Origin of the sequence: Marinobacter sp. NSM (assembly GCF_052380025.1) — a bacterium.
Taxonomy (GTDB): domain Bacteria; phylum Pseudomonadota; class Gammaproteobacteria; order Pseudomonadales; family Oleiphilaceae; genus Marinobacter.
On the sequence record NZ_JBQTCK010000003.1, the window covers coordinates 121,585 to 135,020 of the forward strand.

The 13,436-nt window shown below is 59.3% G+C and carries 12 protein-coding genes; 7 read left to right on the forward strand and 5 right to left on the reverse strand.

Translation table 11 applies throughout. The features are described 5' to 3' along the window. Window position 1: 1 nt before the first annotated feature. From glcE to ACTZWX_RS08275, 3 genes are read right to left on the reverse strand one after another with little or no spacing between them, the layout of a single operon-like run. Window positions 2-1,069, reverse strand: coding sequence for a glycolate oxidase subunit GlcE (gene glcE, locus ACTZWX_RS08265; protein WP_444713530.1), 1,068 nt, complete (start codon window positions 1,067-1,069; stop codon window positions 2-4). Then, window positions 1,062-2,549, reverse strand: coding sequence for an FAD-linked oxidase C-terminal domain-containing protein (locus ACTZWX_RS08270; protein WP_444713531.1), 1,488 nt, complete (start codon window positions 2,547-2,549; stop codon window positions 1,062-1,064). Before ACTZWX_RS08270 ends, glcE begins: the two co-directional genes overlap by 8 nt. 15 nt (window positions 2,550-2,564) lie before the next feature. Continuing rightward, complete coding sequence (locus tag ACTZWX_RS08275) at window positions 2,565-2,990, reverse strand: GlcG/HbpS family heme-binding protein (protein ID WP_444713850.1); 426 nt, start codon at window positions 2,988-2,990, stop codon at window positions 2,565-2,567. Window positions 2,991-3,216: 226 nt separating this feature from the next. Between ACTZWX_RS08275 and ACTZWX_RS08280 the strand changes: the two genes are divergently transcribed. From ACTZWX_RS08280 to ACTZWX_RS08305, 6 genes are all read left to right on the forward strand, one after another. Continuing rightward, window positions 3,217-3,978 (forward strand): FCD domain-containing protein, encoded by a 762-nt coding sequence (locus ACTZWX_RS08280; protein ID WP_444713532.1) that lies wholly within the window; start codon window positions 3,217-3,219, stop codon window positions 3,976-3,978. A gap of 153 nt (window positions 3,979-4,131) precedes the next feature. After that, the gene (locus tag ACTZWX_RS08285) at window positions 4,132-4,902 is read left to right on the forward strand and encodes an ABC transporter ATP-binding protein (protein ID WP_444713533.1); all 771 of its coding nucleotides are present in this window, start codon (window positions 4,132-4,134) and stop codon (window positions 4,900-4,902) included. A gap of 87 nt (window positions 4,903-4,989) precedes the next feature. Beyond that, entirely contained in the window at window positions 4,990-5,742 is a 753-nt protein-coding gene (locus ACTZWX_RS08290) for a transporter substrate-binding domain-containing protein (RefSeq protein ID WP_342631156.1), read from the forward strand. 51 nt (window positions 5,743-5,793) lie between these two features. Then, window positions 5,794-6,498 (forward strand): ABC transporter permease, encoded by a 705-nt coding sequence (locus tag ACTZWX_RS08295; RefSeq protein ID WP_444713534.1) that lies wholly within the window; start codon window positions 5,794-5,796, stop codon window positions 6,496-6,498. A 2-nt stretch (window positions 6,499-6,500) separates the two neighbouring features. Next, window positions 6,501-7,223 carry an ABC transporter permease gene (locus ACTZWX_RS08300; RefSeq protein WP_342631158.1) on the forward strand — a complete coding sequence of 241 codons (723 nt, stop codon included), beginning with the start codon at window positions 6,501-6,503 and terminating at the stop codon, window positions 7,221-7,223. A 219-nt stretch (window positions 7,224-7,442) separates the two neighbouring features. Next, window positions 7,443-8,495 carry a succinylglutamate desuccinylase gene (locus tag ACTZWX_RS08305; protein ID WP_444713535.1) on the forward strand — a complete coding sequence of 351 codons (1,053 nt, stop codon included), beginning with the start codon at window positions 7,443-7,445 and terminating at the stop codon, window positions 8,493-8,495. 24 nt (window positions 8,496-8,519) lie between these two features. On the opposite strand, the gene ACTZWX_RS08310 is transcribed toward ACTZWX_RS08305, so the two are convergent. Together ACTZWX_RS08310 and ACTZWX_RS08315 are read right to left on the reverse strand one after the other, a co-directional pair. Next, window positions 8,520-11,546 carry an efflux RND transporter permease subunit gene (locus ACTZWX_RS08310; protein WP_444713536.1) on the reverse strand — a complete coding sequence of 1,009 codons (3,027 nt, stop codon included), beginning with the start codon at window positions 11,544-11,546 and terminating at the stop codon, window positions 8,520-8,522. Further along, window positions 11,546-12,628, reverse strand: coding sequence for an efflux RND transporter periplasmic adaptor subunit (locus tag ACTZWX_RS08315; RefSeq protein ID WP_072678127.1), 1,083 nt, complete (start codon window positions 12,626-12,628; stop codon window positions 11,546-11,548). The genes ACTZWX_RS08310 and ACTZWX_RS08315 overlap by 1 nt, the downstream gene beginning before the upstream one ends. Window positions 12,629-12,792: 164 nt before the next feature. Between ACTZWX_RS08315 and ACTZWX_RS08320 the strand changes: the two genes are divergently transcribed. After that, window positions 12,793-13,428: a TetR/AcrR family transcriptional regulator gene (locus tag ACTZWX_RS08320; RefSeq protein ID WP_444713537.1), complete on the forward strand. Its 636-nt coding sequence runs from the start codon at window positions 12,793-12,795 to the stop codon at window positions 13,426-13,428. Window positions 13,429-13,436: the final 8 nt, after the last annotated feature.

Here is a 13,436-nt window from a genome sequence, read left to right on the forward strand (position 1 = left end):
ATTACAACCAACTATAAAGGCGGCCGGGATTGAACAGGCCGTCGGGGTCAAACGAGTTTTTTACGCGGCGCTGAATGGTTTTCAGCGCTTCTGGTGGCGATTGCATCACCTCGCCCCGGCGGTCGCCGCCCCGGAACAGGCTGACCTGGCCACCCGCTGATCGCGCCAGTTTTTCCATGTCGGCAAGCGGGGCGTCACCAAGATACCAGCGCTGGCCGCCAACCCAGTCCATCAGCCAGGGGCCCGGCAGATCCTCGGTGGGCGCGGTTGATCCCACTGAAAAGCGCCAGAGGGGCGTCTCAGCATCGGAGAAAAACCCATGCTGCATATCCCGGATCTGCTGCCAGAAGCGGTCGCCGTCGTCGAATACATCGCCAGACCATTTGTCGGCGGTGGCCTCTACAGCCGAACGTGCGCCAGACAAACGCAGGTACACCTTGCCATCCACCCAGCAGGCGCCGGTGATGGGTTTGGGCTCACCGGTCCGGCGGTTCATGTAGTGGATCACCTCATCCATGGCCATCTCCTGAACCAGGGTGACAGAGGCCGCCGGTTTCGGCATTACTTTCAGGCTGAGCTCGGTGATCACGCCCAGGGTACCCATGGCGCCCGCCTGCAACCGGGACACATCGTAACCGGCCACGTTCTTCATCACCTGGCCACCAAACCGGAGGTGTTCACCTTTGCCGTTCAGCAGCCGAATGCCCAGTACCTGATCCCTCACCGATCCTGTCCACGGGCGGGCCGGGCCCGACAGGTTGCAGGCCAGCGTGCCGCCAATGGTGGAGGCGTCACTGAATCGAGGCGGTTCAAAGTGCAGGCATTGGCCTTCTGCCGCCAGTGCTTCTTCAATGTCTTTCAAAGGCGTACCTGCCCGCACCGTGAGCACCAGCTCAACCGGGTAATACTCCACAATGCCCGTGTGGCCGGCCAGGCTCAGGGTCTCGGCGTCTGCGCCTGGCTCACGGCCCATGAACGCCTTGCTGCCGCCACCAACAATATTCAGCTTGTTCCCGTTCTGCCGGGCCTGAAGTACCTGCTCCTGCAATTGTTGAATCTGATCAGCCATGGCTGGCACCCGCCTGTTCATGTTTGTGTTGCTTGTGTTCGATAGAGCGATATTCCTGGCAGAACCGCAGCGTCGGTACGCCCTTGCCCGGATTGAGGATGCCAGTGGGGTCAAAGGCGGCTTTCACATCGTGGAACTGCTGCAATTCCTCATCGTTGAACTGCACCGCCATCTGGCGGATTTTCTCAACACCCACGCCATGTTCGCCGGTTATGCACCCGCCCACTTCCACACACAGAGACAGAATGGCACTACCGAACGCCTCGGCACTCTCGAACTCACCGGGCACATTGGCATCAAACAGGATCAACGGGTGCAGGTTGCCGTCGCCAGCGTGGAACACATTGGCTACCCGCAAGCCGAACCGCTCGGACATGGCCTCCATTTCCAGAAGCACTTTGGCCAGGTGTCGGCGCGGAATCGTGCCGTCCATGCAGTAGTAGTCAGGCGAGATTCGACCAACCGCCGGGAATGCTGATTTACGGCCTTTCCACAACAGCGCACGCTCCGCCTCGCTGGAGGACGCACGGATGGACGTGGCGCCCAGTTTCCGGAACACCGCTTCTGCCTCGGCAATGTGTTCGTGCACTTCTTCTTCGGTGCCATCCACTTCGCACAACAGCAGGGCTTTGGCATCTCTCGGGTAGCCCGCCTGGCAAAAGTCATCGGCGGCAATAATGGCGTGACCATCCATCATTTCCAGGCCACCGGGAATGATGCCATGGGCGATAACACCACCGACCGCATCGCCGGCTTTCTCAACACTGTCGAAACCGGCCATGATCACCTGGGCCACTTCCGGCTTGGGCAACAGTTTGACCTTAACTTCCGTGACCACACCCAGAAGCCCTTCGGAACCGGTCAGCAGTGCCAGCAAGTCCATACCACAGCTGTCGAGCCCGTCGCTGCCCACTGTTACCCGGTCACCTTCGGCAGTGACGATTTCGACACTCAGCAGGTTATGGACGGTCAGCCCGTACTTCAGGCAGTGCACGCCGCCAGAGTTTTCCGCCACATTACCGCCGATGGTGCAGGCAATCTGGGATGACGGGTCCGGCCCGTAATAGAGACCATGCTGTGCCGCTTCTTCACTGATGGCCAGGTTACGAACTCCGGGTTGCAGCCGGGCCGTCCGGGCCAGCGGGTCAATTTCCAGAATACGGTTGAACTTGGCCAGCGACAGCACCACGCCCTCCTTGTGGGGCATGGCCCCTGCGCACAAACCTGTACCGGCACCGCGGGCCACCACGGGCACGCCACGTTCGTGGCAGATTCGCATGACCCGCTGCACCTGCTGTACGGTCTCGGGCAGCACCACCAGCATGGGCATTTCCCGGTACATGGCCAGGCCATCGCACTCATAGGGTTTCAGGGTTTCGTCATCGGTGATCACAAACTCCGGGTCGATAAAAGCCCGGAGCTGTTCCGCCAATTCCGTTTTAGTTAACCCCGATTTGGTGGCATGTGATGTGGTTGTCATAACGTTCTCTGATTGTTATCGGCGCTGTTGTTCAAAGTAGTCGATACCCGCCTGGGCACAATCCATGTCCTGCTGCGGGGTGCCTGAACTCAGACCAATCCCGCCAACCACCTCGCCATTCACCAGCACTGGCAAGCCCCCGCCCACCGTGCTTAAACGGCCACCCACTTCGGTATGAATACCGAAGGCCAGATTGCCCGGCACGTTGGCAGCGTTGTATTCGTGGGTGGCTTTGCGCGCGGCGGCGGCCGTAAAGGCTTTGTCCTGGGCGATAATGACGCTGGTGGTTTTGCCACCGTCCATGCGTTCAAACGCCACCAGGTTGCCGGATTCATCCACTACCGCAATGCACATGGGAACACCGATGTCGCGGGCCTTTTCGCTGGCGCCTTTGATCAGGAGCCGGGCATCTTCAATTTCCAGGCGATGGATGGTTAACATGGCTTCAACCTCGCTGACGTACAATTTCAAGTTCTACAAACCTCAGAATACTCGCCATCAGCGCAGAGATCGTCTATCGTTTTAGCAACTGGTCCTACCAGTTTGTTAAATCCCGAAACATGGAATAATTCGTAACCTCCCGCCATTCATGAAGTTTGGCGGTACAGGCAGTCTCAGCAAAAACGGATCCGTACAACCCGAAACTGGTCAGACCAGCAATAAGATCATGGGCATATCCAAAGAAATTTCCTATAAGCTTGAGCACCTGATTCTGGAAGGCGGCCTGGCGCCAGGGCAGAAGATCCCCTCGGAACGGCAGCTATCAACCAAACTCGGGGTATCCCGGTCGGTGGTGCGCGAGGCTCTGCATGAATTGCAGGCCCGGGGCGTCATTGAAACCCGCCATGGCAAGGGCTCGTTTGTTGCCAGCATTGTGCCGGAGTCCGGTGTACGGGGTGCCAATAGCACGTTGATGTACCTCTATCAGGGCCACACCCGCACCCTGTATGACCTGCTGGAAGTGCGGGAGCAGCTGGAAGGTCAGGCCGCTTTTCTGGCCGCGCAGCGGGCCACCAATCTGGACCGGCATCGCCTCACCCGGGCGTTCCGCGCACTGGAAAGCACAGACCCACTGAGCAATGCCCGCCCCGACCACGGCTTTCACCATGCCATCGTGGAGGCATCCCACAATCCGATCCTGGTGCACATTCTGAGCGGCTTGAAAAACATGATGCTGCTGACCGTTCAGGCCTCGGTGTCCAACCTGAACCCGAAGGAAGACATGCGCCGGAAAATCATGGGCCAGCACCGGCAGCTATACGAGGCTATCATGGCCGGCAAACCTGACCAGGCACGCAAGGTAGCCACCGCCCACGTTCGCTTCGTACGGCAAACCATGAAAGAAATGGAGAAAGAAGGCGATGAATTGCTGCGCATCCCCGCCCCGGAAGATCTCGCCGATCTGCTGAACGATTCAGGCTCACCGTAAGGTGTAAAATTGTTTGCATTGATCATTGATTAGGCCAGAATGACCAACAGGCAAGTGCTTCGATTTTCACCAAAATCCAACAAAGCGGTATTGATTTCCACGGCAACAGTCCGTAAAACATTCGCCTTTGTATGACAGCCTCAGGAGTACCCCATGGCGGAATCAGCGCCTCTGATTTGCAGGGACATCCACAAGACCTTTGACAAACTCGAAGTCCTCAAGGGCATTTCCCTGGAAACCCGCAAAGGCGACGTGGTCTCGCTGATCGGCAGTTCAGGCTCTGGCAAGAGTACCTTTCTGCGTTGCATCAACCTGCTCGAAACGCCTACCTCTGGCGACATTATCGTGCACGGTGATCCAATCCGGTTCAAAAACAACCGCAAGGGTGAGCGCATTCCGGCCGATAATCGCCAGGTGGAACTGATCCGCGCGCGGCTGTCCATGGTTTTCCAAAGCTTCAATCTCTGGTCCCACATGACGGTGCTGGAGAACATCATTGAAGCACCGGTAAATGTTCTCAAGATCCCCAAGAAAGAAGCCATTGAGCGGGCCGAGGCCTACCTTAACAAGGTGGGCATCTACGAACGCAAAGATTACTACCCGGCCCAGATGTCCGGCGGCCAGCAGCAGCGCGCAGCCATCGCCCGTGCCTTGGCCATGGAGCCGGAAGTGATGCTGTTTGATGAACCCACCTCGGCGCTGGACCCGGAGCTGGTGGGTGAGGTTTTGAAGGTTATGCAGAGTCTGGCCGAGGAAGGCCGCACCATGATTGTGGTCACCCACGAGATGGCGTTTGCAAGGGATGTGTCAACTCAGGTCCTGTTCTTGCATCAGGGCGTGATTGAGGAGCAGGGTTCGCCGGGCAAGGTCTTTGACCATCCGGAATCCGAACGCATGAAGCAATTTCTTGCTCCCAAGTTCTGAACTCCGGTGCTATCTTGAAACCGGAGACGGAATTGAAACTTCCATAAAGAATAAAGCCCTAACGGCAACTTACTGGAGAAGTGACACATGAAAAAACTGATTGTTGCAGCAAGCTGTGCCCTGGCCATGATCGCTGGCACCGCTCAGGCTCAGGACCGGAACCTGCGCATCGCATTCGATATCCCCTACGAGCCGTTCGAATACCGAGACGAGAACGGCGAGCTGACCGGTTTCGAAGTGGAACTGGCTACCGCCATGTGTGAAGAACTGAACGCCAACTGTGAGTTCGTCATCCAGGCGTGGGACGGCATGATCCCGGGCCTGCTGGCCCGTAAGTTCGACCTGATCATGTCATCCATGTCAATCACCCCTGAGCGCGCCGAGCGTGTACTGTTCTCCGAGCCGTACTACATCACTCCAGGCGGCTGGTTCGGCCCTGACTCCTTCAACACCGACGTAACCGACATGGACGCCATGAAGGGCAAAACCGTGGGCGTTCAGCGCGGTACCACCATGGACACCTACGTAACCGAAAACATGGGCGGCGTGGTTTCCATCAAGCGTTACACCACCGCTGAAGACATGGTTCTGGACCTTGAAGGCCAACGACTGGACGCCGTCTTTGTGGACTACCCGGTAGGCGAGCAGACCATCCTTAACCGCGAAGGTTACAAGGAAGTCGGCGAGTCAGTAAAACTCGGTGACGGTGTAGGCGTAGCCATGCGCAAGCGTGACACCCAGCTGGCCACAGATATCAACGCTGCACTCAAGAAGCTGAAAGAAGATGGTACTTATGATGCCATCATGGAGAAGTACTTCAGCTACGACATCAAGATTTAAACTGACCCCGGGAGCAGCCTGTTGGCTGCTCCCCGCTTTCCGGAATTCCCCATGCTTGATCTGAAAGGCTACGGCCCAGCCCTCGCCGAGGGGGCAGTGGTCACCATTGAGCTGGCCTTCCTCTCGCTCGCTCTCGCAGTCACCCTGGGGTTGCTTGGCGCCTCTGCCAAACTCTCTGGCAACCGGGTACTGACCGGCGTGGCAACCGCTTACACCACCCTGATTCGCGGCGTGCCCGATCTGGTGATGATGCTGTTGTTCTACTATGGCGGCCAGGTGGCGGTGAACGCGCTATCCGATTATTTATGGGAAACCCGGCAAATCGACTTTTTCTTCCAGTTCGATCCGTTCATCTCTGGCGTGGTGACCATCGGGCTGATCTTTGGCGCCTACATGACGGAGACCTTCCGGGGCGCCTTTCTGGCGGTGGATGTTGGCCAAATTGAGGCTGCCAAGGCCTACGGTTTTTCCCGCTGGCACACCTTCCGCCGGGTGATGATTCCCCAGATGCTGCGCCACGCCTTGCCGGGCATTGGCAATAACTGGCAGGTGCTGCTGAAGACCACTGCCCTGGTGTCGATCATCGGCCTGACCGATATGGTGCGGGTAGCGGAAGAAGCCGCCAAGGCCGAGCGCATGCCGTTCCACTTCTTCATTCCCGTGGCAGCGGTTTACCTGGCACTGACGGCAGGCTCTGAGTTGTTCATCAAATGGCTCGACAAGCGGGCCAATGTCGGCGTGGTTCGGGGGAATTGAGGATGCCTGATTTCATTGCCGAATGGTTGAACACGAACGATATCTTCAATGCCATGACCATGATGGAATACTGGGATGGCATGGTGACCACTGTGCAGCTGGTGTTTCTGTCGCTGGTGATTGGCCTGGTGGTTGCAGTTCCCCTGGCGATTCTGCGTACGGTGCGCAATCCGTTTGTCTCTGGCCCAATCTGGCTGTACACCTATTTGTTCCGGGGCACGCCGCTGCTGATTCAGCTATACATTATCTATTACGGTGTGGCGCAGATTCCGGGCATTCACGAGACCTTCTGGTGGACGATTTTCCGGGAGCCTTTCTACCCTGCCCTGCTGGCGTTTACGTTGAATACGGCGGCTTATACCACGGAGATTATCCGGGGGGCGATTGTGGCGACGCCCAATGGCGAGATTGAGGCGGCGAAGGCGTATGGCATGAACTGGCTGTTGCGGATGCGGCGGATTATTCTGCCCAATGCGGCGCGGCGGGCGGTGCAGGCTTACTCGAATGAGGTGATTTTCATGCTTCATGCGAGTGCGATTGCCAGTGTGGTGACGATTGTGGATCTTACGGGGGCGGCGCGGAACATTTATTCGCGGTTTTATGCGCCTTTTGAGGCGTTCATTTTTGTGGCGCTGTTGTATATGGCGCTGACGTTCTTGTTGGTGTTTGCTTTCCGCAAACTTGAGAACTATTTGTTGCGGCATCAGCGGCCGGCTAACTCCTGAGTTCTGGCTTTTGGTGCAGGCCCCGCTAGCGGCGTTTATATTGAATTTTGGTGGATGGTCAGCCGGCGGGGCAGGCTTTCCGGGAAACGCTACAAGCACATCCCTGTGCGCTTCGTTCCGGCCATCCATGGCCTCCAAGATTCCCGGAAAGCCTGCCCCGCCGTCTGACCCCAAACTCATTACGGGGATTCGAGTCTTACCCTTCTTTGCGGGGAGTCTATGAACGTTTCAAACTCACTCTTTGACTTCCACCCGGACTGGCTGGCCCATACCCTGGCCAGCGCCTCCTCCGATTTACCCGAAACCAAACACCAACTCCCGGACGGCACGCAGGTTTCCCGTAAGGCCAATGGTGTGCTGTGGCTGACACCGCCAGAGGGGCGGGAAAACCCGAACAAAGAGGCGTTGATTGTCTCTGCCGGGGTGCACGGTAACGAGACGGCGCCTATTGAGGTGTTGAACGGGTTGGTGTCGGAGTTGTTGGCCGGGCAGTGGACGCTGGCTTGCCCTGCGTTGCTGATGCTGGGGAACCCGGCCGCGATGGTGGCTGGTGAGCGGTTTGTGGATGTGAATATGAACCGACTGTTTAACGGGGCCCACAGCAGGCCGGAGTACAAAGGCCTGCCGGAGGCGGTGCGGGCTCGGTTTCTGGAGGAGATGTGTCGGCAGTTTGCGATGGCGCATCAGGGGCTGGCGTTGAGTCATTATGATTTGCACACGGCGATCCGGCCGTCGAACCGGGAGCGGTTTGCGCTGTATCCGTTTGTGGAGGGTCGGGCGGTACCGGCGGAGCAGTGTGGGTTTTTGCTGGAGGCGGAGGTGGAGACGCTGTTGTTGCAGCATCGGGAGTCCACGGTGTTTTCGTCGTTCACGGCCAGCCTGCTGAATGCAGAGAGTTTTACGGTTGAGCTGGGCAAGGTAGAGCCGTTTGGCAAGAATGATTTGCGGCGGTTCCGGGGGATTGAGCGGAGCCTTCGGCGGCGGTTTTGTGGCCAGCCGGCGCCTGCGGTTCAGGCGCCGTTCGATCATCTGACGGTGTTTGAGGTGGTGCACGAGATCCTTAATACCGGGCCGGCGTTCCGGTTTCATGTACCGGATGATGTGGCGAATTTTACCGAATACCAGCCGGGTACAGTGATCTGGGAAGACGACGAAACCTGTTATCAGGTGGGCACGGCGCCGGAAGCCATTGTGTTTCCAAATCCGGCGGTGCCGGTTGGCCAGCGGGTGGGTTTGATGATTCGGGCTAAGGGTAGTTTCGGAGCCAGGTAGTTCGCTACCCGGCCCCGGTCAGGCCTAGGCCGGGGCGTTTTCCGGTTCGGCCACTGGCAGTTTGATCAGCTTGGTGCACACAGACGGTATCACCAGCAGGGTCAGCACCGTTGAGGCCAGCAGGCCAGAGATGATGGCCCAGGCCATGGGCGGCCACAGGGTGGAACTAGAGAACGCCAGGGGCAGCAAGCCGGCAACGGTAGTGGCTGTGGTCAACAGGATGGGCCGGGTTCGGCGCTCCACGGCGGTGCGAACCGCATCACGGATGGCCCTGCCCCGTTCCAGCTCACGATCCATCACATCCAGCAGTACGATGGCGTTGTTCACCACAATGCCCACCAGGGCAATCACGCCCAACAGTGACTGAAACCCGAAGGGTGAGCCAGACAGCACCAAGCCAGGGAAGATGCCGACGGTTGCCAACGGTACGGTCAGCAGGATGACCCCCACCCGCCGGAACGAATTGAACTGCAGCAGTAGGAAAAACAGCAGCAACAGCATACCAATGGGCGCGGCTTTCAGCAGCGCCGTGTTGGCATTGTCCGACCCTTCTGCATCGCCACCCATTTCCAGCCGTGTGCCGGGGGGCAGTGGCTGTTGTTCCAGAGCCGCGTTCAGTCCATCCAGGGCCTGGCTGAAGCTGTAACCGTCTTCCAGGTTGGCGCTCACGGTGTTCACCCGTACGCCGTTGCGCAGGTACCGGGCAGCCGGCTCCCAGGTGGTTTCCACGGTAGCCACGGCAGACAGCGGCACGGCATCGCCACGGTCGTTGTAGGTGTTGACGGACAACAGCCGGGACAATGACAGCGACGTACCTTCGCGGGAGCGCAACACCATCGGGATCGGGTCATCTTCCTGGCGGTAACGTTCGGCAACCGCCCCGAAACTCTGGCCATAGAGGCTCTGGGCTACGTCTGCACGGCTCAGGCCATAACGGGCGGCGGTTGCGTCATCCACGTTGATGGCAATGCTGGGCACGCCGATATCCAGGTCGTGGCGCACGTCCACACTGCCTTCAATCCGGCGAAGCGCTGCAAACACTTGTTCGGTCGCCCGGGTACGGGTAGCGTCATCCGCATGGTAAACCCGGACTTCCACCGGCGCGGTTCTCGGCGGCCCCTGGCCGAGGATGCCGGCGGAAATGTCCACTTCCGGCATGGTTACCGCCGCCTCATTTCGCACCCAATGAATCAGGTCCGTGGTGTCGGCCAGGGTCGGTGTTCGGATAACCAGCCGGGCCCGGTTAGGGGACTGGGGCGATCGTTGCAGGTTGTAGTAGAACGCCGGGCCGGTGAAGCCAACGAACCGATGAATCTCCAATGCCTCCGGCTGGGTGCGAATGGCCCGCTCCAGGCGTTCGGCGACTTCCGCAGTGCGGGCCTGGTCGGTGCCCTCCGGCATGTACAGTTCAACAATCACCCGGGGCCGATCCGCGTTGGGGAAGAACTGTTGCGCCATGAACGGGGTCGTAGAGAGACTGATCGTCACCAGCGCTGCACCAAGCACAATCAGGCGCCCGGGATACCGGAACACCAGTCCGCCCAGAAAGCGGGCCAATCCGATCAGGCGATCACCCTGCACGTTCTTTCGGGCTTTGAGGAATCGGGCTGCCAGAAGGGGCACCGCCGAGATGGCCAGCAAATAACTGACGGACAGGGTGAGCATGATCATCACCGGCACACCGCGGGTGAAATCCGCCGCACCGCCCTTGGCCATCAGCAAAGGCGCAAAGGCCGCCAGGGTAGTGCCGGTGGAGGCGCCCAGAGGGCCAGCCAGCTCGCTGACGGCTTTTTTCAACGCGTCGAGGCGCCGCATACCTTCGTCCAGATGCCCCTGAATGTTCTCAACAATCACAATGGCGTTGTCGATCAGGATGCCCAGGGAAATCACCATGCCTATAACCGCAATCTGGTGCAGCACACCGCCGCCCAGGTCATACAGGCCCACGCTGATCAGCGCCACCATCGGCAGTATCGAGGCCACGAGCAGCCCCATCCGTATACCCATACCGGTGAAGACCACCGCAACAATGATCAGCACCGACAGCACCAGGCTCCAGGCCAGGTTCACCAGTCGTTCGGCGACTTTGTCTGGCTGGAAGAACATTTCACGGATGTCGTAGGGTTCGAAATCGCTTCGTACCTGCTCCACCCGTTCACGAATCCGCTGTCCAAATCGAATGGCGTCGGTACTGCCCTCTTCCATAATGACCGACAGCAATACGACTCGCTCGCCATCAAACCAGGTTTCCGGTTGCCGGGGCTCCGCCGGGCCTCGCCACACTTCTGCAGCGGCGGCCAGAGGCACCTGAGAGCCGTCCGGCAGCTCAATGGGGGTGGCGCGTATGTCGTCTATGTCGGCGAATTCGGTGTTGGGTAATACCGAAAGCCGCTTTCCATCTACTACGACAAAGCCACCGGGGATGGTCTGGTTGCGCTGGGCCAGGGTATCCAGCACCCGTTTCGGGGAAATACCCAGGCGGAACAGTGCGGCGTCGTCCAGGGCCAGGGTGATCTGCTCGTCCGCGTCCCCCTCCAGCTCAATCCGGGATATGCCGGGGATATCCGACAGGTTCTGCTTGAGGCGTTCGGCGACTTTCGAAAGCTCGGTCACCGAGGGGGAACCTCCCACCGCAATCACCACGGCGGGAATATCAATCAGCCGATCATCCAGGGTCATCTGGCCAACATCGTCCGGAAAATCCTGTCGGGCCCGCTCCATGGCTTGGCGTACCCGGTCCCAGGCCGGGTCGGTGTCGTAGATATGATCCCGGAGCTTGAGACGGGACAGGGCCACACCGGTTCGGGCGGTACCAAAACTGAAATCCAGTTCTTCCACCTGGCGCAGTTCATCGGTCAGTGGCCTCAGCACCAGGCGCTCAACCGCCTCGGCACTGGCGCCGGGGTAGCTGACGGTTATCATGCCGGCGCGGTAGGGAAACGACGGGTCTTCCTGCCGTGGCATGGTGCTGTAGGCGACAATGCCGAGCAGGCACAGCATGGTCACGACCATGCCAAGCAGGCGTTGATAGTTGAGCAGTCGGCGGGCCATCAGCGGATCTCCACCCGGTCACCGTCTACCAGCCGGGTGGTGCCGGCGTAAACTACCTGGTCACCCGCCTGCAATTCGCCCGGGTGCACCATCACCCGCTCACCAATCACTCGGTCGATTTTAACCGGCACCTGCCGCGCAGTGGCGTCATCCACCCGGAACACGCTGGTGCCCGAGTCGTTTCTCACCACGGCCAGCAAAGGCACGGTCATGGCAGAGGCCCGCACCGGTGTGATACCCACCTCGACCGGTTCGCCGGAACCCAAGGACTGGGGCGGCAGGCTCACCAAAACCGGGTGTAGCTCACCCCGGATGGAACTGCCCTGGGCGATCTCAATCACGGTGCCGGTTTCCGCGTCCCGGTTGCGATCCTGCACGGACCAGACCGGCAACTCCTGCCCCACGCGTACGTGGCTGAGCAAATGAGCAGGCACACGCACCTCCACTTCCCGCCCCAGCGGTGACGACAATCGAATTACCGGCTGGCCGGCAGATACAAATTCATCACGCTCCACCAGCAAGGCTTCCACCTGACCGGCAAACGGCGCTTTCAATACGCTTTCTTCCAGCAAGCGGGTGGCTTCCGCCAGTGAGGCTTCCGCTGTAGCCATACTGGCTCTCAGGGAGTCCCGACGGGCGGCGATCTGTTCCAGATTCTGTTCCGACACCACACCACGCTGGTGCAGCCGGCTGGAACGCTCCCACTCCCGCTGAGCCTGATCAAACTGGGTTTTCAGCTCTTCCAACCGTGCAGCGGCAGAATCACGGGCCGGTTCCAGAGCGGGATTGTAGAGGCGTGCCAGCACATCCCCCGGTTTCACATTCTGCCCCAGCTCTACCGGGCGCTCCCGGAGGGTGCCGCTGAGCTGGAACGTGAGGGTGGCCCGTTGGGCAGCCCGGACAATGCCGGAGAACCGTAAGGGGATTTCTTCCACCTGTCCGCCGGTCACCTCCGCCACACGCACAGACACTGCAGCCTCCGAGGGGGCATCGGCAGTACCACCACGGCAACCAGAGAGAACCAGAACCACCAGCGCCAGGCTGGCAAAGGAGAATGGCGCACCGCGCTTGATGAGAGACATGATATTCAGCCCCTTTCCCTGAAAAGATTGATTGTTGGCCTCCGTTCCTTCGGAAACCGCCGATTGTTTTCCGACATCATGTCATTCTTTGACAAATTGTCAATAATCGGTTTCCATTCACTTTCAGGTATCATGCAGCCATCGCACAGGAAGCCGGGAACACCATGAACGAACCCCTGAAGTCACGACGGGAACGGGAAAAACAGGCAAGGTACGACGCCATTCTGAATGCCGCTGAGCTGGTGTTCTCCGAGAAGGGTTATGAGCGCACTTCCATGGACGACATCGCACGTACTGCAAGTCTGAGCCGGGCGCTGCTGTACGTCTATTTCAAGGACAAAGCGGCCATTCAGCGCGGGATCATGCTGCGGGCAGGCCAAAGCCTGGTAACGCGTTTCGAAAACGCACTTGGTTCAGCCGGGACAGGTCTGGCGCAGATCCGCGCCATGGGAGAGGCCTACTATCGCTTTTACCTGGAAGAACCGGATTATTTCTCGGCGCTCACCAAGGCGTCTACCGCCATCGCCGATGCCGACGAAGAGCAGACCCGGGAAATGCTCTGCTCCAAGAACGATCTGATGCAGTTGATGACCGCCGCTATACACACCGGCCTGGAAGACGGCACCATGAGCCGGGAGCGCATCAGCTCACCGGCACAAACGGCCCTGTACCTGCGGGGCGCCCTGCACGGCGTGATCATGCTGTGCCAATCGGAATCCACCCACGCCGGCAGCTTTCCCGCCGATGCCCTGATTCGCCACACCATGGATATGCTGACCCGTTCCATCGCCAGCCAGTAGCGGGCGGG

Coding starts and splice junctions, on each gene's coding strand:
- glcE (WP_444713530.1), bottom strand. CDS start 1,069: ATGGCTGATCAGATTCAACAATTGCAGGAGCAGGTACTTCAGGCCCGG.
- ACTZWX_RS08270 (WP_444713531.1), bottom strand. CDS start 2,549: ATGACAACCACATCACATGCCACCAAATCGGGGTTAACTAAAACGGAA.
- ACTZWX_RS08275 (WP_444713850.1), bottom strand. CDS start 2,990: ATGTTAACCATCCATCGCCTGGAAATTGAAGATGCCCGGCTCCTGATC.
- ACTZWX_RS08280 (WP_444713532.1), top strand. CDS start 3,217: ATGGGCATATCCAAAGAAATTTCCTATAAGCTTGAGCACCTGATTCTG.
- ACTZWX_RS08285 (WP_444713533.1), top strand. CDS start 4,132: ATGGCGGAATCAGCGCCTCTGATTTGCAGGGACATCCACAAGACCTTT.
- ACTZWX_RS08290 (WP_342631156.1), top strand. CDS start 4,990: ATGAAAAAACTGATTGTTGCAGCAAGCTGTGCCCTGGCCATGATCGCT.
- ACTZWX_RS08295 (WP_444713534.1), top strand. CDS start 5,794: ATGCTTGATCTGAAAGGCTACGGCCCAGCCCTCGCCGAGGGGGCAGTG.
- ACTZWX_RS08300 (WP_342631158.1), top strand. CDS start 6,501: ATGCCTGATTTCATTGCCGAATGGTTGAACACGAACGATATCTTCAAT.
- ACTZWX_RS08305 (WP_444713535.1), top strand. CDS start 7,443: ATGAACGTTTCAAACTCACTCTTTGACTTCCACCCGGACTGGCTGGCC.
- ACTZWX_RS08310 (WP_444713536.1), bottom strand. CDS start 11,546: ATGGCCCGCCGACTGCTCAACTATCAACGCCTGCTTGGCATGGTCGTG.
- ACTZWX_RS08315 (WP_072678127.1), bottom strand. CDS start 12,628: ATGTCTCTCATCAAGCGCGGTGCGCCATTCTCCTTTGCCAGCCTGGCG.
- ACTZWX_RS08320 (WP_444713537.1), top strand. CDS start 12,793: ATGAACGAACCCCTGAAGTCACGACGGGAACGGGAAAAACAGGCAAGG.